This is a genomic window from Rhodococcus pseudokoreensis, assembly GCF_017068395.1.
GTDB classification, from domain to species: Bacteria; Actinomycetota; Actinomycetes; order Mycobacteriales; family Mycobacteriaceae; genus Rhodococcus_F; species Rhodococcus_F pseudokoreensis.
The window spans coordinates 6,027,626-6,047,166 of the sequence record NZ_CP070619.1; the positions used below are offsets into that span (position 1 = coordinate 6,027,626).

The window sequence follows — 19,541 nt, forward strand, 5'->3', positions numbered from 1 at the left end:
TTCCGGCGCGGAGTTACTCGAATTGTCGGCTGGCGGCCCGATAATCCAACACCGATCGGTGACTAGTGGAGCCTGGGCCATCAATCGAGTGAGATTTGTAAGATTTGTCGTGTTCTTCGGCGACCTCGGCGTAGCTCAAAGCAACCGCCGCAGGCAATGCTCGAAGTGATTCCTTGGATAGATGGAGAAGAGATGACCGAAGTTGCGGGCCGCTCAATAATTGTCACGGGTGGCGCCAGCGGCATCGGCGAAGCGGCCGCACGCCTCTTTGCCGAGAACCACGCGATGGTGACGATTGCCGACGTTAACGAAGCCGGCGAGGTGCTCGCGCAGGATCTCAATCGGCAAGGATTCAAGGCGCAGTTCGTCAGAACCGATGTCACGAACGAGGAGCAGGTCCAGGCTCTCGTAGGAGCGGCGGAGGCTGCGTACGGTCGGCTTGACGGGGCTTTCAACAATGCGGCGGTTCCCCAGACGGGCAAGATGCTTGCCGACGTTACCCGCGAGGAGTTCGACCGATTGATGGCGATCAACGTAACAGGCCCCTTCCTGTGCATGAAGTACGAGGTGCCGGCGATGATTCGTGCAGGCGGCGGATCCATCGTCAACACGGCGTCGGTGGCTTCGTTCGTCTATGTGCCCAAGGCGGCAGAATATACTGCGTCAAAACATGCTCTGGTGGGCCTAACGAAGGCTGCAGCTGCGGAGTATGGCGAGCAAGGCATCCGCGTTAACGCCATCGGTCCGTCTGCCACCCGCACACAGATGTACCTCGACTATTTGAAGATGAACCCGGACTACGAGGGCACAATGGCTGGTACGCATGCTCTGCGGCGAGCCAGTGAACCGGTCGAGCAGGCCGAGGCAGCAATGTGGCTGCTATCCGACGCCGCCTCGTATGTCACCGGAGTCACGCTCCCAGTCGACGGTGGGTACACACTGTACTGAGCGGCCGGGCAGATTCCGTCGAAAGTCGCCAAAGACGGGCGGGCGATCTTGGGCTTAAACCCGAACGTGTTTAACCCGATTCGGCAGTGCGTTTTAGAAGAATCATAACCTTCACCGATGGTCGGTACGCGCTCAATACGGTCTGCTAGATGCCAACGAGGGGGCGCGAGCCGAAGCTCTTCGTCTTTTCCGTGAAGTTCCTCATCGGTGTCGCAAAGATGCTGACGCAGCATCGGTCTGTTGAGGTGACGAGGAGTCGAAGAGTGGAACCACAAGTCCGATCGTCGCGCAGTGTGCAAGACCGCGGTTCTGGGCGTCCGGAGATCGCCGAATCATGGAAGCGTTCGGCGTTTTTCGGTCTGCATCCGGCATCAAACTATGATGTCAAGCAAACTAGCGAGATCGATAGCTCTAGCCGCCTCCGCCGGGCCGCCGAACCTGTTCTGGCGGAGATGCAACATCAGCTCACTGGTACAGAGTTCGGCGTCATCCTTGCCGATCCTAAATGCAGGATAGTGGCGACGCTTTTCGGTGGCAGCGCGACGGAACGACGCCTGCTTTCCTCAGGCGCTCTGCTCGGATCGAGCTTTGCAGAGGACCGAGTCGGCACAAACGCAATCGGGACCACAGTGGAGTTGCGTCATGGGATTGTGATCCATAGTGACGAGCATTTCCTCGACCAATTCAAGGGATTCAGCTGTTATGGACACCCGATTGTCCATCCAGTGACTCGTCGGGTTGAGGGCGTGCTCGAGATGACTGGAATCGGGGCACGTGCCAACCCAATGTTTGTGCCGTTCATGACGCGCGCCGCGAGCGACATCGAAAAAGGATTGATCGACGGTGTGCACGCCTCACAGCAGCTACTAATCGATGCCTTTCAACGAGTGTCGTCCCAGAACACAATTGCGGTGAGCGCAATTGGTGAGGACATCTTCCTGAGCAACCGGGTTGCGCTCGACCTTCTCCAGATGTCCGATCATGCGACGTTACGAGCCGTGGCGGCCGATCTTCGCCCGAATCAGCAACGGACCGTCCGAATCCAATTGTCTTCCGGAGAGGAGGCGCTTGTTCGGGCAGAGGGCGTGGCAGGGACTGATTGTGGTGCGGTGTTCGTGATTCGCTCAGACCGTAGGACAACAAACCCGATCCGACGTGCGCAGGCGCCGTCGAGCTCCGCACACGAACGTAGCCAATCCGATCTTGCCCGGTTACGCGACCTCTGCGACCCGGTGGCCATCAGTGGGGAGCCTGGGACTGGACGCACCACCGCTGTCCGGAAACTCGCGAACGGCAGCACAACGGTATGTGTGGACGCGGCGACAATCGCATTTGAAGGCGCGGACTCGTGGGCGGAACGTTTGATTGCCGCAAAAGCCGACACGACCGCGAAGGTCCTCGTTGTCGAAAATGTCCAGTTGATTCCTGATTCGCTACTGCCACTTATGGTGGGACTTGTCGAAGCGGTCGGTGGTCCGCGCGTGGTTGTCACTAGCACGCCAACTGGCGATTTGCCTCCCGGTGTCGCAGGGCTAGTCGGACGATGCCCTGGACAGGTCCTGCTTCCACCACTTAGTCAGCGGACTCGCGAGTTCGCAGACATTGCTCAGTCACTTCTCAACGCCATCGAACCAGGTTTGATCCTATCCTTCAGTGCGGTCGAGGCACTGGCCTCCCGTGATTGGCCCGGAAATCTCGCCGAACTCGCCGTGGTCCTGCGGACGGCGGCGTGCAGGCGTTCAAGTTCCCGGATAGCCGTCGCCGATCTACCAGAGAAATACCGTGTTGCACCGCGGGTCGCGGGTCTCGGAGGTCGGGCGCGAGCCGAACGCGAAGCGATCATCGATGCTCTGGAGGAATGCGGAGGAAATAAGGTCCACGCGGCCAATCTGTTGGGAATTAGCCGCAGTACCATCTACTTACGTATTCGGGCGCTCAAGATCACGCTTCAGTAGTACTTTGGTAACTTGGCGTGGTGTTCTCGAGAGTTTGCAGGCAGGATACAGCCGCTCTACTCGGCCATTGCCGGATCGCCGTCAGTGCTCGCCTCGTCCGATGCGTGCCTCCACACCGCTCGGCCGCCGGCTGTCCCTGCCTCAGAACTGGGACGATCGGATCCAACCGCCGATCCCGAAGCGGTCGCGGAGATCACAGCTCGCCGGCGGCGGATCGAGATCCCCGATACAGAGAATTGCCGCACCGGATGAGAAAATGACAAGCGCGGACGCCGATGCGGCGACTCGACCGCCTTCTCTGCTCGTGCTGACCGAGCGCGGCATCGATTTTCGTGGTCGTCGAAGGGTCGTCCACGGCAAAGCCGGCGATGCAATCCCGTAGAAGCCGACCCACAGCAGTCGCGGGCGTCGACCGGACCAGCACTGCCCCTCCGTTCGTTTCGCCCCCGTGACACTTCGCCGGCGCGGGGGCGCCGACCTGGGACTCCGCCGAATACCACTCTGCATCAGTGGCATCGCATCCTCTGTGCCCGTCTCGACCAGTGGTCGCGACATCCACCCTCGAGAGGTACCCCCGAACGTGGGTTGGGGTGTCGCTTGTCTAAGGGCATGCCCTAACCCACGTTCGGAGTTCTCCTGCTGTCAATTTTGCCCCGTCGATATCGGTACCCGTCTCACGGCCGGGTACCGAGCGGCGATTGGCGACTGAGGGTTGAGCGCTGTGCAGCACTAGTTCTCCCTGCAGCGGGATCATTCGAAGAGAATGACTCCACGGATGTTCTTGCCGTCTTCCAGATCCTGGTAGCCCTGGTTGACCTCTTCGAGCGTGTACTTTGTCGTGATCAGCTCGTCGAGCTTGAGTTGACCCGCATCGTAGAGCCGCAGTAGTCGGACAATGTCGTATTGAGGGTTCGCCGAGCCGAACAACGAACCCTTGATCGTCTTCTCGAAGAGCGTAACCTCAAAACTTGACAACTGGATATTGAGTAGCTCGGGATGTGCGAGGCCGGTGATGACCACGGTTCCACCTTTGCCGATGATCGCGGTGGCATTCTGCACCACTTCAGCATCAACGGACCCGACCAGAATCAGCGCTTGATCCGCTCCCTGCCCCCACGTGAGTTCTTTTACCTTCTCCGCCGCTGCAGCGGGTTCCGAGAACGCATGGGTGGCGCCGAACTTGAGCGCCACGTCGCGCTTCATCGCGACCGGATCGACCACAACGACATACTTGGCTCCGGCGCTCACAGCGCCTTGAACCGCATTGATTCCAAGCCCGCCGATTCCATAGATGACCACCGTGTCACCGGCCCGGACACCACCGGTGTACACCGCCGTTCCCCAGCCGGTCGGCACACCGCAGCCGACGAGCACGGCCTTCTCCAGCGGCAGCCACTCATCGATCTTGACGACGGAGAACTGCGAAACCGTGGTCCGTTCGGAGAACGTCCCGACCATGCAGACCCCACCGAAATCGAGCCCGTCCTTGTGGAATCGGAAGGTACCGTCGGGCAATGAGCCCTCGAGGATGGTGGCCCCCATGTCACAGAGATTCTGCCGACCGGTGGAACAGTACCGGCAACTACCGCACATCGGGATGAAGCTGCAGACCACATGGTCCCCGGGCTTCAGCCGGGTGACCCCCGCTCCAACTTCCTCGATGATGCCGGCGCCTTCATGGCCCCCAACAATCGGATATCGCGGCGGCATGTCGCCGTTTGCCAGATGGAGATCTGAATGACACAGGCCCGCGGCTACCATCTTGACCATCACCTCACCGGGGCCGGGACCGTCCAAATCGAGTTCCATGATCTCGAACGGCTTACCGGCCTCCAGCACGACTGCAGCTTTGGTCTTCATTCCTTTTCTCCTCTTTGTCTTTGAGTATGTTTGTCAGAGAGCAATATTGACGGACTTGGTCTGGGTGTAGAGATCGAGTGCGGTCGCCCCTAGTTCGGATCCCCACCCTGACTGCTTATATCCGCCGAAGGGCATGGCTACGTCGAAGCCGTTGTACTGGTTGATCCACACCGAACCGGCCTTGATTTGGCGAGCGGTGCGGTGAGCCTTCGAGATGTCCTTCGTCCAGATTCCGGCGGCGAGGCCATAGATGCTGTCGTTGGCCGCCTCGGTCACGCCGTCGGCGGCGTTGAAAGGCATCGCAACAACCACCGGTCCGAAGATCTCTTCCTCGACAATGCTGAACTCAGGTTTGACGTCGACGAAGACTGTCGGTTCAACGTAGAACCCTTCCGTACCCCAACGCTTACCACCAGTCAGTGCGCGCGCCCCGTCTGCAATTCCGGCCTCGAGGTAGCCGGTGACCTTGTCGAACTGCTGCTGTGAAATCAGCGGGCCGAGTTGGGTAGTGGGATCGAGGCCGGGACCGATTTTCACCTGGCTGGCAGCGTCTGCGACGGCAGCCGTGAAAGTGTCGAAGATTTTGTCCTCCACGAACATTCGGGTGCCGGCAACGCAGGACTGGCCATGGTTGAAGAGCCACGCGTTTAGAGAACCGACAACGGCGGAGTCGAGGTCGGCGTCGGCGAACACGATATTCGCGCTCTTGCCGCCGAGTTCCAAAGACACCTTCTTGAGGTTGCCCATGGATGCCTCGACAATCTTCTTGCCTACGCCGGTTGATCCGGTGAAGGCAATCTTGTCGACGTCCTCGTGTGCGGACAGAGCTGCTCCGGCGTCGCCGTAACCGGTGACGACGTTGACGACACCAGGTGGGAATCCCGCTTCCTCGAACACTTCGGCAAGTAGCAGGGCAGTCAACGGAGTCTGCTCGGCAGGTTTGAAGACCACCGTGTTGCCCGTCGCCAGGGCGGGTGCGTACTTCAAGGCCGACATCATCAACGGGAAGTTCCAGGGCACGATCAAGCCGCATACGCCCAGTGGTTCACGCAGGGTGTAAGCATGGAACTCTTGTCCCGGTGTGAAAGGCATGCTGACGTTGATCGTGGTGCCTTCAACCTTGGTGGCCCAGCCGGCGTAGTATCGGAACACGTCGGCCGCGAACGCTACATCGACAGCGGTCGCCACTGCGGCGGACTTGCCGTTATCGAGAGACTCGAGTTGCCCGAACTCCACCGCACGTTCGGACAGGATGTCGCCGACACGCCAGATCAAACGTTCGCGCTCATTCGCCTTCATAGTGGGCCACGGCCCCCCGTTGAAAGCTTTACGCGCAGCGGACACTGCACGATCGATGTCCTCCGGTCCACCGCGTGCAACGCTGGTCAGACGCTCGCCGGTCGCGGGGTCGAACGTGTCGAATGTCGATCCGTTCGCCGCGTCCACCCACTCCCCACCGATATAGAGCTGTTTGGTGCCGGACAGGAACTGTCGAACTGATGGCAGCAGCTCTACCTGGCCGGGCTGAATCATCGCCGTCATGTGAACCTCCGAGCTAACAGAATGTGACTTAGTTCATAATGCACTAGTTCGCACGGTGCTAACTGTCGGACTTTCGGACATCTCGCGCTCGTGGTGCGTGCGGCGGCGCGGATGCCTCTCCCGAGAACTGGGGTCCGGTTGAATGCCGAGTGGGAACCGCGGTGCTTCGGGATGGAGGGGTTGTTTTGCGCAGTAATGTCTGACATATTTTGTTGAAGAACTGTCTGACAGTCTCAAGGAGATGTAAGTGTCGAAGCCCGTACAGATCGGCAATCAAGGTCCTGTGGTGGCTACGTCCGCGATGACCATCGACGGTCATTCCGTGAAGGCCGACCGGACATTCGAAGTGGTGAACCCGGCGACCGCGCGCCGCGTCGCGGACGCGCCTGAATGCGCCCCGTCGCAGGTGGACGATGTGATGGAGGCCGCAGTGCGCGCCTTTGCGAGCTGGAAGGTCGATGATGATGCACGGCGACGCGCCTTGCGCGCCGGTGCCGACGAACTCGACGCCGCGGCGCACGAGCTGGCTGTCACCCTGACGGCAGAACATGGTAAGCCACTTCGTGATTCACTGAGAGAAGTCGCGACCGCGGCCACATGGTTCCGCTGGTACGCAGACCTTGATCTTGGAGAACCTGAGATCGTCGAAGACAGTGCAGCGCGCAGAATTGCCGTCTACCGTCGTCCGTTAGGACCAGCGGTCGCGATCACCCCGTGGAACTACCCGATTCAAATGGCAGGTAAGAAGGCCGCGCAGGCCTTGCGGCCCGGCAACACTGTGGTCGTCAAGCCGTCTCCGTACACGCCGCTTGCAACGTTGAAATTTGTCGAGATTCTGCAGCGCGTCTTCCCGCCGGGCGTCTTGAGCGCTGTCACGGGCAGCAGCAATGATCTTGGCAGGTGGCTAACAGAGCACCCGCTAACCCGAAAGGTCAGCTTCACGGGATCGACCGGTGTTGGCAAACTTGTCGCCGCGTCTGCGGTGCCAGACCTCAAACGGGTGACTCTGGAACTCGGTGGGAACGACGCGGCGATCGTGCTCGACGACGCCGCACCTGAATTGATCGCGAAAGAAATTTTTGCGCGCGCATTCGTGAACTGCGGGCAGACTTGTGCAGCTATCAAACGGCTTTATGTGCCGGAACAGTTACACGAACTGGTCGTTGACGCTCTGGCTGAATACGCTCGAGCGGCGGTTGTGGGAAACGGAATGGAGTCAGACACCGAACTCGGACCGCTGAACAACCATCCGCAGCAGCAATTGGTCTCTGAACTCGTCGACGATGCACTGCGGAACGGTGCCCGCGCGGCGGCCGGCGGTCGACGGCCGGATACCGAAGGGTACTTCTACCGGCCAACGATCCTGACCGATGTTGATGACGGTATGCGGATCGTGAACGAGGAGCAGTTCGGTCCCGCACTACCCGTTCTGTCCTACCGTCATCTGGACGACGCGATCGAACGTGCGAACAACAGTAACTACGGACTTGGCGGATCGGTGTGGACGTCGGATCCCGACCGAGGCGCTGAAATAGCTCGTCGTCTGGACTGCGGCACGGCATGGGTCAATACCCACGCGATCACACTCCCACATCAGCCGTTCGCCGGCGCGAAGTGGAGTGGGATGGGTGTAGAGAACGGACGGTGGGGACTCCATGACTTCACCCAACTGCAAGCCATCCACACCGCTCGTTGACGTTCGGGATTACCCGGAACAGCTGTCCTGGTCACGAAGGTGTCAGAAGCGCGCTAGACGATGTGGCAGCATGAAAGCCCTATCCGCAATCCTGACGTCGGCTGTTGCCAGTCATCAATCGAACAACGATGGAGGAAAGTAGAAATGATCGAAGCGCCAGTGGTGATCGTGACCGGCGGAGCAGGCTACATCGGTCGCGGATTGTGCGAATTGTTTCTGAAAGACGGCTATGTAGTCGTCGTCGCTGACCTGAATGCGGAAGCGGCGGAACGCACCGCGTCCGAGATCGGCGGATCGGACGGTCACGCAATCGGGGTTGGAATTGACGTCACCGATGAGACGAGTGCTGCCGACATGGTGCATGCCGTCGAATCACGCTTTGGGCGAATCGATGCGCTCATCAACAATGCTGGCCTGTTCGGTGACCCGACCTGGACCGGACCGATGCTCGGTGTGGACATGAAGGCGTGGGACGCGGTCATGGAGGTCAACGTGAAAGGGCCTGTTGTGGTTACCCGCGCAGTCGCACCTATCATGCGCAAAGCCAAGTGGGGGCGCATCGTGAACGTGTCGTCGCAAGGCGCGTACAAACCTGCCGGTGTCTACTCGGCCAGCAAGTTGGCTGTTCATCAAGTTACCTGGAATCTTGCGAAAGAGCTCGGGGATGACGGCATCACGGTCAACTGCGTGGCGCCCGGCACGATGGACACACCCACCGCTTTCGCGAACAAGCCCAGAGCGCACGTACTTTCTATGCCTGAGAAGTCGATTGTCAAGCGCCTCGGAAACGCGGCAGACCTGTACGCCGCGATGAAGTATTTTGTGAGTAAGGAATCCGAATGGTGCACCGGGCAGTCGCTCTTGGTCAACGGTGGCGCTGAAGTTCGCCTCTAGCACCAATGGGGTGTAGTTAGCGGGGACGGCTGGCGGTCCAGAATGCGCGTCTTGGGTGTCGTGCACGAATAGGGAGCGAAGTTTCGGTAGGAGAGGGCGTGCTCCCAGACATCTTCAACCCAGAAGTTCCGCTAACTAGTGTTCGTCAGGCAACCAGGGCCGGATAATGCGGGTATTCGGTCCACGTCCGGATCGGTGAGTCCGGCGCGAAGTTGATCTTCGGTTCGGCGTGGGGCGTTGCGCCAGCGCACGTAGGCGGCGATGGCGGCGTTCTGCTCGGCGTGACTGCGGTGATCGGTCCCGTTCAACGCGAAGTACCGCAGCGCGGCGAACTCGGACTCGATCCAGTTCAGCCAGAACCGTACGTCGGAAGGAATACCAACTCGACATCGTTGGCGGCGGCCCACGCCTTCACTGTCGGGGGCCGGTGCGGGGAGAAGTTGTCGAGAACGACGTACAACTTCTCCCCGGGCCACCGGACCCGCAGCACTTTGAGCAGGCCCCGGAACTCACCGGGAACGCATACGCGGCCGGATTCGGTAATACAATTCTCCCGCTGGCCAAATCAAGTGCCGCGAGCATGTACATCACACCGCCGTAGCGGTGGTACGTGGCCCGCTGCCGGTGCGGATGGGTGACCGGCCGCCAGCACTTGCCCTTACGAGGCTGTAGGTTCAGCGGGCCGAACGCGTCGACACAGACCACCCGGCCGGTGGCCGGTCGCACAGATCGCCTGCATCGTCGTCAGGAAATCCGGGTCGGTCGACGCCTTCCACGTGGTGGTCGCCTGCCAGGCGGCCTTGCCGTCCCGCAGGATCCGTCGCAGGGTCTCCCGACTGATCGCCGGTAGTTTGACAGCCGCTCCCGCGCGCGAGAATCGATACACAGCTGACTGCTGGAAAATTGGCGGACGCAGACCAAATAGCCCCGTTCCAGAGTGCTCGGCTCACTGGGTCGCGACGTTCGTTTCAGCCGGTCAATCTCTCGACGGACCATGGCCATAGTCCTCTTGGTTGTCGCTCGGGGCCATTGCCAACCATCGCGTAGTGGTCTGCATGATAGCAATATTCGTGAGCATGCGTTGGATCGTCTCCGTGACACGGCGGGGTGTGAGCAGTCTGGCGACTGCGATCGCAGCGTGAAGGATGAGTACGGGCATTTATCGAACCTTTTAGGCTTTCGGCGAGGTCCCGAGTCGAGGCACCGGGCACGTCGCGAATGCGGTATCTGCTGGGGAAGTTGGATTGGGCGTACCGTCAAAAGGCTTCTGGCACGGGCCATTAGAGTCCTCACGTGTGACAAGGCCGCTCATGGCCGGTGCTGTCTGTGTGTCGACTAGCCGGGGCAGCACCTCGTAACCAAGCAATTCCAGAGATTCATGGACGAAGCGCTCAGGTGTGCCAGGCAGGCCGACTTGGAAGACGATCTCGTTAAAGCCAAGTCGCTGGTACTCCGCGATTTGCCTAATGACTGTCTCGGGGCTGCCCACGACGGCACGCCCGGGAGGGAGTCGACATGCCGAGCTGTCGATCGAGTGCCGTTCTCCTACGACTTCTTTGAAAATCCCCCAGTCGCCCAAAGCTCGATAATAGGCCTCGAAGGCATTGACGAATCTCTGGGTGGCCAACTCGTCGGTAGCTGCGACAATGCAATGCCTCAGCAGGGGGCGGCGTTGGACAACCCGACCTTCCGTGGCCAAAGTTGTGTCGAAGCACTTGGAGAATGATGCCAAGTCTTCGAATGGCGTATGACTACTGCCCAACCACGCGTCACCGAGCTGTGCGGCACGCCGCACGCCGACCTCGGAGCTAGCCCCTATCCAAATGGGGATTCCCCCAGGACGCTCAGACCGCGAAACCATGTTGACTCGGTCGAATGAGTAATACTTCCCGTTGAAGTTCAGCGGTTCGGCACTGGACCACAAGTGCCGGATCACCGTGATGATCTCCTCGAACCGTTTCACTCGTTCACGGATTGGGATACCGATGGCAGCGAACTCGCGTGGGGCCCAACCTAGCGCTGCGCACAGGTTGAAGCGGCCACCGGAGATGTTGTCCAGGCTCATCAACGACTCGGCCAGACGAATCGGATGCGAGAGAGGCAACAGGTAGACACCGCCGATCTCCAGGGTCTCTGTCGCCCCAGAAATTCGGCCTAGGAAGACACTCGTATCTAGCACGGGCCAAGGATCTCCAAGCAAGTGCTGGCCCACCCAGACGGACGTGAAACCTGCTTGCTCGGCTGCGACGACACGACCCAGCAGGGTGTCGATCAAAGCCTTGGCACTCGGCGCTCCCGGGTCGAGCCACCCCGATAAAAACAGTCCCATTCGGAACGACGAACCCTTCACATTGAGCGACTGTGTCACTCGGACCTCCTTGCGGTTGCATAGATGACCGAGAGTCACAACAGTGGGCAACTATGACAAAGCGCTAAAAAGACTGACAATACTCTTATCGCAGGTCAGGGATGGAAATCGACCGGGGAACTCGTCGATGATCGCCACGGAGGTCCTTGCTGTGGCATTCGGTTCGGGTGGTGCCTGTAGGTGTCCACCTGTTACGCCACCTCGCTCCGACGACGGTGCGGGATGTGATTGAGGTCTTCGTCGAGTGCATCGACGAAGTCGTAGTATGCATACGTCTGAATCGCGACCATGAGGTGGTCGAGGAATGCGGCCAGGTGTGTGACAGCCATCCCTGCAAGCCTGAATCTCATCTGTTTTCCTGCCTCTCGCGGGGCTGCGCAGTTGAAGTCGATGGGGTGTGGTGTAGGCGAGATCTCAACATGCGAAGTTGCTTTAGGGATCAACGGACACTGGCGCGATTCGGTGGAGCTTCTGCGCCAGGTAACGAAACGGATTGCGTGCATATAGATGTCTGAATGATGGGGGACGACTGGTTCCGCGACCGGTCACCGAACGTGCTGTGTTCCCGCGGCGCCCTCGGGTCTGGACGTGCCGTTGACGATCGCCGGATACCTTGGCCTGCGAGTTCAGAGGGCGGCTCGAACCGTATCCGATCCGGGGATGAAGATCGCTGACAGACATCTCGATCGCTGACGGGCAAGAACTCTTACGCCTGGTGATCGGGCCAGCGGTCTCGCAATGAGTCCGCGTGACAGGTGTTCATCTGGTTAGGTTCTGCAACCGAACTTGACCGCGTGCTATTAGCGTGTGTTGATTATTCCTGATGAGTACCTGCCACAGCTGCTGAGAGCGTCCACGATGGAGTGGGGTTGCCTCACCGAAATGCGTGCCGTCCGTCGATGCTTGCAGGAAGTCGGTGTTGTTGTTGACGCCGACCACGCGGCCATGCGCGCCGAAGAATATCGATGCCCCGATGCTCGCCAATGTCTCCACGGCAGTACAGTACGCGCCGCCATGAACGATTCCATGTGACTGGTGGATTGTAGGCTCCACAACCCAATTCGCTCGTACTCGATCCCCGGTCGCCTCGGTGAACTGAAGGCCGATATTGCCAGCGAATCCAACTTCTGTTACCCGTGCGATTTCAGCGAGGGACATCTCGTGAAAGGCTCGTCGGCTACTCGTGCTTACTCTTTCCATCGTTGCTCCTGTCGGATTCACTGGTCTGATCGGGTAGCACTCCAACCACTGACCAATAGTGATAATGTTCGACATTCGCGTGACTGTCAAGAGCTTGTTTGTAGCCAGCCGACCCAAAGGGCAGTTGCAGGACCACAGCGTCGAGCGGCCCGGCGCGATCCGAAGCCCAATTGCGAGCGCAATCATGCGATACATCAGTCCGGTCCGCCAAACGGCTCCTGGAGCCACTGTGCGAGAAAGGTATTGAAAATGCACTTCGGAGACATTGAAGTCCAGCCCGTTCTCGACGGGATCGGCCACGAGGACCCGCACCGCATCCTCACCCGGCCGGGCGTCGACGACCCCTGGTCGAGCAAGGCAGAGGCCCTCGACGAGCAGGGTGTTCTCGACTTCGACATCGGCGGCTTCCTCATCCGGACCGGTGAGCGCGTCGTTGTCGTCGACACCGGAGTAGGCACCATCGATGACAAGTTGCTCGGACACGGGGGTCGGTACACCGGCGGCAAGTTCCTCGACTCCCTGCGCGCCCACGGGGTGGCGCCCGAAGAGGTGACGGACGTCCTGCTCACCCACCTGCACTTCGATCACGTGGGCTGGACGACCCAGAAGGGGCAGGTCGTCTTTCCGGGTGCCACCTATCGTGCGCATCGCCTCGACTGGGAACACTTCGTCGACGCTCCGGACGCCAGCCCCGGTGCCGTGCGCAAGCTTTCGCCCATCGCCGACCAGCTCGAGCTGTTCGACCAGGACATCACCCTGGCCCCGGGCGTGGACGCTCTGCACAGCCCCGGACACACACCCGGTTCGACCGTGTTCGTCGTCTCGGGTGAGAGCCGGCGGGGGTATCTCCTGGGTGACGTCGTGCATTCGACTGTCGAGCTCGAGGAACCGGACTGGCGGGCCATCTTCGACGAGGATCCCGAGCTCGCCTCCCAGACCCGCAACCGGCTCGCCGACGAGCTCGCCGGCAGTGGGGATCTGGTCGCGGGGGCGCACTTTCCCGGCCTCAATTTCGGGCGGATGGTGCTGACCGACGGGCAGCGCCGATTCTCCGCCCTCTGAGGGGCTCGGTGTCATGATCTTCAGGAAGCATCGAAAGGACGACGATGGTCACCTACGGCTAGCAACTCACCATCGGGCAGACGAGACCTGCACGCCCAGTCGCACCTGCTCCGCCACAAGACTGCGATCCTCGAAGGAGGAAACCGTCTCACCTGGCTGGACGGGGCGAGCGTATGGCAATACTGGCCAACGCGGTGGCGAGACTGGGCGTACACAATGGCACGAAGGTGGTGGTGATTCTCACCAACCGTGCGCAGTACGTCGAGATCGCCTATGCCGTTCCGGGCTGGGCGCGGCGGTGCCGGACTGAGCGCAGCGGTCGTAGGGCTAGCATCCGGAAGCGGAGTCGTTGGCCTGCGGGCTGTCGAAACGTGCAGCCGCTGCCGACAAAACTGGGAGGCGGCGCCGCGCCCGGAGCCGGTCTTGCCGGCCCGTAACCGCATCTCCGCGACCACCGGGGCCGCCTGGGTTGTGCCGTCACACGTGGCTGTGGAACCAATCGAGCCTCACCTATCGGTTGCCGCCGAAGTAGTTGTAGTCTGCGAATCGTTCGTCGGTTCCTTCGATCCAGAAAAAGCGTTTGTCGGTGCTGGGGGTCGCGAAGGTCTCTTCGACATTGGGGGTTCCGTTCGAAAGAGGTCGGGGTGACGTCGGTCGTCGCCCCGACCATGACGAGGCCAGGGCGGGTGACCGACGCCCCGAGCACGGTGAGCTAGTACAGCTCGCCGATCGCTTGACTGCTCGAATCGACATAGCGCTCACGCTGCTTCGTGCCGAACGGCCCATACGGATAGTCGCCCGACACGGGCGCGCTGACGGTGTCCAGCCGCTGAGTCTCATCGGCGGTCAGGACGAATTCACTCGCCACGAGATTCTGTTCCAGTTGTGTGATGGTCCTCGCACCGATGATCGGTGCGGTGACTCCCGGACGGTTCACCACCCAACTGAGAGCCACCTGTGTCGGGGTTACATCATTGGCTGCCGCGATCTCGCGGACCACATCGAGAGTCGCCCAGTTCTGCTCACTCGCGCGCAGTTCCCCGAAAATGTGCTCATTCATCGGGTTCCCTGCACCGGCGCGGGTGTCTGCCCCAGCATCTACGTTCTTCCGGTATTTCCCGCTGAGGAACCCAGCGGCCAGGGGAGACCACGGCAGCAAGCCAATGTTGTTGTGGAGGGCAGCTGGCACGATCTCGAACTCGAGTTCGCGTGAGACCAGACTGTACTGAGGCTGGAGGCTTACAGGCACCTGCAGGCCCATCGACTTTGCGGTGGACAAGGTCAACTGCATTTGCCATCCGGTGAAATTGGACAAGCCGATGTAGTTGATCTTCCCCGCGTGCACGGCGTCGTCGAGGAAGCCCAGCGTTTCGGCGATCGGGGTGAGTGGGTCCCATCCGTGCAGCTGGTACAGGTCGAGGTTGTCACGTCCGAGGCGCCGGAGGGATGCGGTCAATGCCCGGTCGAGGTTACGCCGGGAGTTGCCGACCTCGTTGACATCCGGGCCGGTGCCGAAACGTGCCTTGGTTGCCAAGACGACTCGGTCGGTCACCGAGTGAGGACGAGAGGCGTACCAGCGTCCCAGCAACTCTTCGGATGCGCCGGCCCCGTAGACGTTGGCGGTATCGATGAGGTTGCCGTCGGCTTCGATGAAGCGGTCCAGGATCGCGAAGGCCTCGGCTTCTTCTGTCTCCGTGCCGAAGCCCATGGTTCCCAAGGCGAGGTTGGACACGCTGATGCCGGTGGCTGGCAGGGTGCGGTACTTCATGTGTGCTGTCCGTTCCGTTGCTTGCGCAAATGGTGGCTACCGTTCGATGTCGGCCATGTTGGTGTCGTCGTGCCGTGCCCCTGCGGCGGGTTGTAGTGCATCGAGGCGCTGTACCTGGCCGGCGGTGAGCTCGAGTTGATGCGCGGCGGTGTTCTCCTCGACACGCGTGACTCGGCGAGTTCCGGGGATCGGTGCGATGTCGCTACCTCGGGTGAGCAGCCATGCAAGGGCGGTCTGCGCCGGGGTGGCTCCGTTCTCGGCGCCGATCGCGCGTACTTCGTCGACGATGGCCAGGTTGCGGGTGAAGTTCTCCCCGGTGAATCGCGGGTTGGTCTTGCGCCAGTCGTCAGAGGGGAAGTCGTCGACCGAACGGATGTGTCCGGCGAGCAGACCGTGTCCGAGTGGTGAGTAAGGCACAAGACCGATGCCCAGCTCACGCAACAGCGGCAGGATCTCCGCCTCTATATCCCGGGTCCACAGAGAGTACTCGGTCTGCAATGCGGTCACGGGCTGCACAGCGTGCGCGCGGCGAATGGTCTCAGGGGAGGCCTCGGACAGACCGAAATGCAGGACCTTTCCCTCCGCGATCAGCTCCTTCACAGCACCCGCGGTCTCCTCGATGGGGGTCTTCGGGTCGACACGGTGCTGGTAGTACAGGTCGATGTAGTCGGTGTCCAGGCGCTTCAAAGACCCTTCCACGGCCTTCCTGATGTTGACGGCACTGCTGTCCAAAGTCCGGCCCTCGCTGGTCGGGGTGCGGTGCGAGAGAAGCCCGAACTTGGTGGCCAACACGACCTCGCCGCGCCGCCCTGCGACGGCCCGTCCGATGAGCTCCTCACTGAGGAAAGGACCGTAGATCTCGGCGGTGTCGATATGGGTGACACCGAGATCGAGCGCGCGGTGGACGGTGCGGATGGACTCGTCATGATCGAGGCTGCCCTCGCTCGTATAGATTCCGGCCATGGTCATCGCACCGAGGCCGATGCGTGAGACCTGGAGGTTTCCGAGGTGTGCGTTCTGCATGTGTCCCGCTTTCCTTGTTCGTTCAAGCCTGAGATGTGGGCATGTTCCAGAGTTCGGCGATCGACGCGCGGCGGGGGCGGGTGACCATGAATGTGATGCTGTCGGCGATGTCGTCAGGTTCGAGGAGTTCGGGGATGTTCTCGGCCTCGGCAGCGGCAAGCTGCTGCTGGATTGCTTCACTGTTGTGAAGCTTGAGTTCGGTGGCGACGGCGCCGGGCTCAAGCACGCCGACGCGAACATGCTTCTGGGTGACTTCTTGGCGGAGCGCTTCGGTGAATCCGTTCACGCCGAACTTCGTCATGTTGTAGGTCGCGAAGTTCGGCGACGCCACGCGCCCTGCGTACGAGGAGATGTTCACGATGTCGGCGACCTCACGGGGGCCTGTCGTGGTTGCTTCGAGCAGATGTGGGAGGGCAGCGCTGGTCATGTACAGCAGCCCCTTCTGATTGATGTCGATCATCCGCTCCCAGTCGGTCACATCTTGATCGAGAACGGTGCCCAGCAACATGAGTCCTGCGTTGTTGATCAGTATGTCGATGCGCCCATAGCGATCGACGACCGTCTTCACGGCCTGTTCGGCTTCAGCGCGGTTCGTGATGTCAGCGGTCACCGCGAGGGCGGTGCCACCGTCTGATTCGATCGATGACACAAGCGTATCGAGGCGTTCTTTTCGACGCGCGACGACGGCGACTCTGGCCCCTTGGGAGGCGAGCTGCCGGGCAGCTGCGTCACCGATGCCACTACTGGCGCCGGTGACAATCGCGACGGTTCCGTGAAGCTTCGAAGTCATCAGGTGAGATCTTCCTTACTGCGTGATCAGCGTTCACGCGTCGTAGGCGAGAGAGGTGGACAGGTCGCGGTTGGCGTCGATCTGGCCCTGTATGGCGGCGAGGTTCTGCTCGACCCCCTCGACCGCGTCGGCGCCACCGACGAATCGGAGCGGCAGAGCGTCTGAATCGGAAAGGGTCACCAGCGCTTGAGCAAGCTTGCGAGGGTCACCACCCTGCTGACCGTTCATGCTTTTCCACGCCTCGATGGTCTGCGCGGTGCGCTCGGCGTAGTCTGCGATGTCCAGTTCGGGCCAGATCGTCGAGGATCCCTCGACGAGTAGCTCGGTGCGGAAGAAGCCTGGCTCGACCGCCATCGTTTTGATACCGAAGGGCTTGACGTCGAAACGGAGCGACTCCATCCATCCCTCCAGGGCGAATTTGGACGCGGCGTAAGCGCCGACGAACTCCTGGCCGATCAGACCCGCCGTTGAGGTGACGGTGATGATCTGACCGGAGCGCTGCTTGCGCATGGTCGGAAGGATCGCCCGGGTGACGTTGAGGGGACCGAAGAAGTTCGTCTCCATCTGGGCGCGGAACTGCTCGGGGCTTATGTTTTCGAAGTAGCCGGCGTAGAAGTTGCCGGCGTTGTTGACCAACACGTCGACCTGACCGAACCGCTCCACCGCGGCGCGCGTAGCGGCCTCGGCCGCGGACGGATCGGTGATGTCGAGTTCGACGGTCAACAGATTCTCGTGCGCACCGATGGCGTCGAGGACCTTGTTAGGGATGCGGCCGGTAGCGACAACGGAGTGGCCTGCGGCGAGGGCGGTCTGGGCGATGTCGATGCCGAGGCCGCGCCCGGCGCCTGTGATGAACCAGACGGCGTTGCTCATGTTCGGATGTCCTTTCCAGTGACGATCGGATGACACCAGTCAACAAGGATGTCGCCCCGCGAGGGAGTCCCGGCTGATAGGGGTATTGACAGGGACACCCTGGAACTCGAAAGGCGACGTAAACTTCGTCTCGTGGACATTCGGAGCGACCTCCGTGAGTTTCTGACCACCCGGCGGGCCAGGCTCACCCCGGGCGACGTCGGCCTCCCCGACTTCGGCGGGCGGCGCCGCGTACCCGGCCTCCGCCGCGAAGAAGTCGCGCTGGTCGCCGGTATGAGCGTCGAGTACTACACCCGCCTCGAACGCGGCCAGGCGGCAGGTGTGTCCGAATCCGTTCTCGAAGGCGTCAGTCGTGCGTTGAAGCTCAACGACGCCGAGCGCGCACATCTCTATGATCTGGTTCGCGCGGCCAATGATGGTACCAACCCGAAACGGCGCAAACTACGCCCACAGAATCGGCAAGTCCGCGCTAGCGTTCAGCAATTGTTGGACGCGATGGCCACCGTGCCGGCCTTCGTACAGAACGGCCGACTCGACCTGGTCGCGATCAATCGTCTCGGGCGAGCGGTCTATTCCGAGCTGTACGCCGACCCACGACGTCCCGCGAACTTCGCACGATTCGCTTTTCTCGACCCGCGTGCTGCATCCTTCTACCAGGACTGGCACGAAGCCGCCCAACAGATTGTGGCGATCCTGCGCGCCGAAGCCGGACGCAACCCCCACGACCGCGAACTCAGCGACCTCGTCGGAGAGCTCGCCACCCGCAGCGACCCGTTTCGCGCGCTGTGGGCATCGCACGACGTCCGCGATCACCGCTCCGGCGTCAAGGCAATCAACCACCCGATCGTCGGCCCGCTCGAACTCAAATACGAAGCGATGGACCTTTCGCTGGAGCGTGGACTGCAACTCATCGCCTACTTCGCGCTCCCGGACACCCCGGCACACGACGCCCTCGCACTGCTCGAGAGCTGGGTCGGTGCAGGCGATCCGACCGCCGAGCGATCCAACGACAACGCATCACAAGGGCTCAGCTGACCTCTGGAACCGCGGCCGACAGTCGGGAGTCGGGAAGGCGATCGAATACCGGCCAAGGGCTTTACGGGCTCAAAGCCGTGAAGGTGGCGGGATTCGAAGTTCGCATTTGAAGAACGGCCACCCGATCGTCAACCAGGACGGGAAGCTCACCACGACGTTCTCAAGTTCGGCGAGCGATCCGCGACGAGCAGGAAAGGATTCAGTCCAGGTCACCGCGACGGCGCTGGCGGTGCTCGGACGTATGAGCGGCCGGCTCGGTCGCTGGGGGTGCTCAGAACGGCCGATTTCGATCGTCTCACCGATGTCGTGGCTGCCGCCGCTCGTCTCGGTGCAGAGGAAGCGGCCGACGGGCTCGGGATGACCTGTCAGGGCGTGTTGAAGGCCATCAAGAGCAGCCAGCGGTCGACCTCCCCCACCGCAAGAAACGCACTCGCGGTCTTCAATATCTACCGCCGCCGGCACGGCGGGGTACTCCATCGCCCACTGAGATAGCCGGATATTTTGTGTGCCACTGTCCTCAAGGACTT

The 19,541-nt window shown here is 61.1% G+C and carries 17 protein-coding genes; 6 read left to right on the top strand and 11 right to left on the bottom strand.

What is annotated here, in order from left to right; all coding sequences use genetic code 11:
- Window positions 1-192: 192 nt before the first annotated feature.
- Together JWS13_RS32680 and JWS13_RS32685 are read left to right on the top strand one after the other, a co-directional pair.
- Window positions 193-948, top strand: a complete 756-nt coding sequence (locus JWS13_RS32680; RefSeq protein WP_206009493.1) for an SDR family NAD(P)-dependent oxidoreductase — start codon at window positions 193-195, stop codon at window positions 946-948.
- A gap of 263 nt (window positions 949-1,211) precedes the next feature.
- Window positions 1,212-2,903: a sigma-54-dependent Fis family transcriptional regulator gene (locus tag JWS13_RS32685; protein ID WP_241032435.1), complete on the top strand. Its 1,692-nt coding sequence runs from the start codon at window positions 1,212-1,214 to the stop codon at window positions 2,901-2,903.
- Window positions 2,904-3,653: 750 nt separating this feature from the next.
- Here JWS13_RS32685 and JWS13_RS32690 read toward each other — a convergent pair.
- Window positions 3,654-4,763, bottom strand: coding sequence for an NDMA-dependent alcohol dehydrogenase (locus tag JWS13_RS32690; protein WP_206009498.1), 1,110 nt, complete (start codon window positions 4,761-4,763; stop codon window positions 3,654-3,656).
- A gap of 33 nt (window positions 4,764-4,796) precedes the next feature.
- Complete coding sequence (locus JWS13_RS32695; protein WP_206009502.1) at window positions 4,797-6,305, bottom strand: aldehyde dehydrogenase family protein; 1,509 nt, start codon at window positions 6,303-6,305, stop codon at window positions 4,797-4,799.
- A gap of 247 nt (window positions 6,306-6,552) precedes the next feature.
- Between JWS13_RS32695 and JWS13_RS32700 the strand changes: the two genes are divergently transcribed.
- Complete coding sequence (locus JWS13_RS32700; RefSeq protein WP_241032436.1) at window positions 6,553-8,001, top strand: aldehyde dehydrogenase family protein; 1,449 nt, start codon at window positions 6,553-6,555, stop codon at window positions 7,999-8,001.
- Between the two features lie 144 nt (window positions 8,002-8,145).
- Window positions 8,146-8,895 carry an SDR family NAD(P)-dependent oxidoreductase gene (locus JWS13_RS32705; RefSeq protein WP_206009505.1) on the top strand — a complete coding sequence of 250 codons (750 nt, stop codon included), beginning with the start codon at window positions 8,146-8,148 and terminating at the stop codon, window positions 8,893-8,895.
- Between the two features lie 349 nt (window positions 8,896-9,244).
- On the opposite strand, the gene JWS13_RS46230 is transcribed toward JWS13_RS32705, so the two are convergent.
- The 4 genes from JWS13_RS46230 to JWS13_RS32720 all read right to left on the bottom strand — a co-directional run bounded on the left by JWS13_RS46230 (window position 9,245) and on the right by JWS13_RS32720 (window position 12,421).
- Entirely contained in the window at window positions 9,245-9,439 is a 195-nt protein-coding gene (locus tag JWS13_RS46230; RefSeq protein WP_338050765.1) for a transposase, read from the bottom strand.
- 627 nt (window positions 9,440-10,066) lie between these two features.
- Window positions 10,067-11,263 (bottom strand): LLM class flavin-dependent oxidoreductase, encoded by a 1,197-nt coding sequence (locus tag JWS13_RS32710; RefSeq protein WP_206009507.1) that lies wholly within the window; start codon window positions 11,261-11,263, stop codon window positions 10,067-10,069.
- Window positions 11,264-11,454: 191 nt separating this feature from the next.
- Complete coding sequence (locus JWS13_RS32715) at window positions 11,455-11,592, bottom strand: hypothetical protein (RefSeq protein ID WP_206009509.1); 138 nt, start codon at window positions 11,590-11,592, stop codon at window positions 11,455-11,457.
- A gap of 430 nt (window positions 11,593-12,022) precedes the next feature.
- The gene (locus JWS13_RS32720; protein ID WP_206009510.1) at window positions 12,023-12,421 is read right to left on the bottom strand and encodes a PaaI family thioesterase; all 399 of its coding nucleotides are present in this window, start codon (window positions 12,419-12,421) and stop codon (window positions 12,023-12,025) included.
- A 291-nt stretch (window positions 12,422-12,712) separates the two neighbouring features.
- On the opposite strand from JWS13_RS32720, the gene JWS13_RS32725 reads away from it, so the two are divergent.
- On the top strand, window positions 12,713-13,525 hold the full coding sequence (locus tag JWS13_RS32725) for an MBL fold metallo-hydrolase (RefSeq protein ID WP_206009512.1): 813 nt from the start codon (window positions 12,713-12,715) through the stop codon (window positions 13,523-13,525).
- A gap of 712 nt (window positions 13,526-14,237) precedes the next feature.
- Here the strand turns inward: JWS13_RS32725 and JWS13_RS32730 are convergent.
- From JWS13_RS32730 to JWS13_RS32745, 4 genes are read right to left on the bottom strand one after another with little or no spacing between them, the layout of a single operon-like run.
- Window positions 14,238-15,293 carry an aldo/keto reductase gene (locus tag JWS13_RS32730; protein ID WP_206009515.1) on the bottom strand — a complete coding sequence of 352 codons (1,056 nt, stop codon included), beginning with the start codon at window positions 15,291-15,293 and terminating at the stop codon, window positions 14,238-14,240.
- A 36-nt stretch (window positions 15,294-15,329) separates the two neighbouring features.
- Complete coding sequence (locus tag JWS13_RS32735; RefSeq protein ID WP_206009517.1) at window positions 15,330-16,316, bottom strand: aldo/keto reductase; 987 nt, start codon at window positions 16,314-16,316, stop codon at window positions 15,330-15,332.
- Between the two features lie 22 nt (window positions 16,317-16,338).
- Window positions 16,339-17,106, bottom strand: coding sequence for an SDR family NAD(P)-dependent oxidoreductase (locus tag JWS13_RS32740; RefSeq protein ID WP_206009520.1), 768 nt, complete (start codon window positions 17,104-17,106; stop codon window positions 16,339-16,341).
- Window positions 17,107-17,139: 33 nt separating this feature from the next.
- On the bottom strand, window positions 17,140-17,979 hold the full coding sequence (locus JWS13_RS32745) for an SDR family NAD(P)-dependent oxidoreductase (protein WP_206009526.1): 840 nt from the start codon (window positions 17,977-17,979) through the stop codon (window positions 17,140-17,142).
- 132 nt (window positions 17,980-18,111) lie between these two features.
- Here JWS13_RS32745 and JWS13_RS32750 point away from each other — a divergent pair, with 132 nt between their 5' ends.
- A complete protein-coding gene (locus tag JWS13_RS32750; protein WP_241032613.1) occupies window positions 18,112-19,014 on the top strand; it encodes a helix-turn-helix transcriptional regulator in 903 nt (300 codons plus the stop codon).
- 69 nt (window positions 19,015-19,083) lie between these two features.
- Here the strand turns inward: JWS13_RS32750 and JWS13_RS32755 are convergent, their stop codons facing one another.
- Window positions 19,084-19,491, bottom strand: coding sequence for a hypothetical protein (locus tag JWS13_RS32755; RefSeq protein WP_206009528.1), 408 nt, complete (start codon window positions 19,489-19,491; stop codon window positions 19,084-19,086).
- Window positions 19,492-19,541: the final 50 nt, after the last annotated feature.

Coding starts and splice junctions, on each gene's coding strand:
- JWS13_RS32740 (WP_206009520.1), bottom strand. CDS start 17,106: ATGACTTCGAAGCTTCACGGAACCGTCGCGATTGTCACCGGCGCCAGT.
- JWS13_RS32755 (WP_206009528.1), bottom strand. CDS start 19,491: ATGGAGTACCCCGCCGTGCCGGCGGCGGTAGATATTGAAGACCGCGAG.
- JWS13_RS32715 (WP_206009509.1), bottom strand. CDS start 11,592: ATGGCTGTCACACACCTGGCCGCATTCCTCGACCACCTCATGGTCGCG.
- JWS13_RS32695 (WP_206009502.1), bottom strand. CDS start 6,305: ATGACGGCGATGATTCAGCCCGGCCAGGTAGAGCTGCTGCCATCAGTT.
- JWS13_RS32705 (WP_206009505.1), top strand. CDS start 8,146: ATGATCGAAGCGCCAGTGGTGATCGTGACCGGCGGAGCAGGCTACATC.
- JWS13_RS32720 (WP_206009510.1), bottom strand. CDS start 12,421: ATGTCCCTCGCTGAAATCGCACGGGTAACAGAAGTTGGATTCGCTGGC.
- JWS13_RS32680 (WP_206009493.1), top strand. CDS start 193: ATGACCGAAGTTGCGGGCCGCTCAATAATTGTCACGGGTGGCGCCAGC.
- JWS13_RS32735 (WP_206009517.1), bottom strand. CDS start 16,316: ATGCAGAACGCACACCTCGGAAACCTCCAGGTCTCACGCATCGGCCTC.
- JWS13_RS32730 (WP_206009515.1), bottom strand. CDS start 15,293: ATGAAGTACCGCACCCTGCCAGCCACCGGCATCAGCGTGTCCAACCTC.
- JWS13_RS32690 (WP_206009498.1), bottom strand. CDS start 4,763: ATGAAGACCAAAGCTGCAGTCGTGCTGGAGGCCGGTAAGCCGTTCGAG.
- JWS13_RS32745 (WP_206009526.1), bottom strand. CDS start 17,979: ATGAGCAACGCCGTCTGGTTCATCACAGGCGCCGGGCGCGGCCTCGGC.
- JWS13_RS32725 (WP_206009512.1), top strand. CDS start 12,713: ATGCACTTCGGAGACATTGAAGTCCAGCCCGTTCTCGACGGGATCGGC.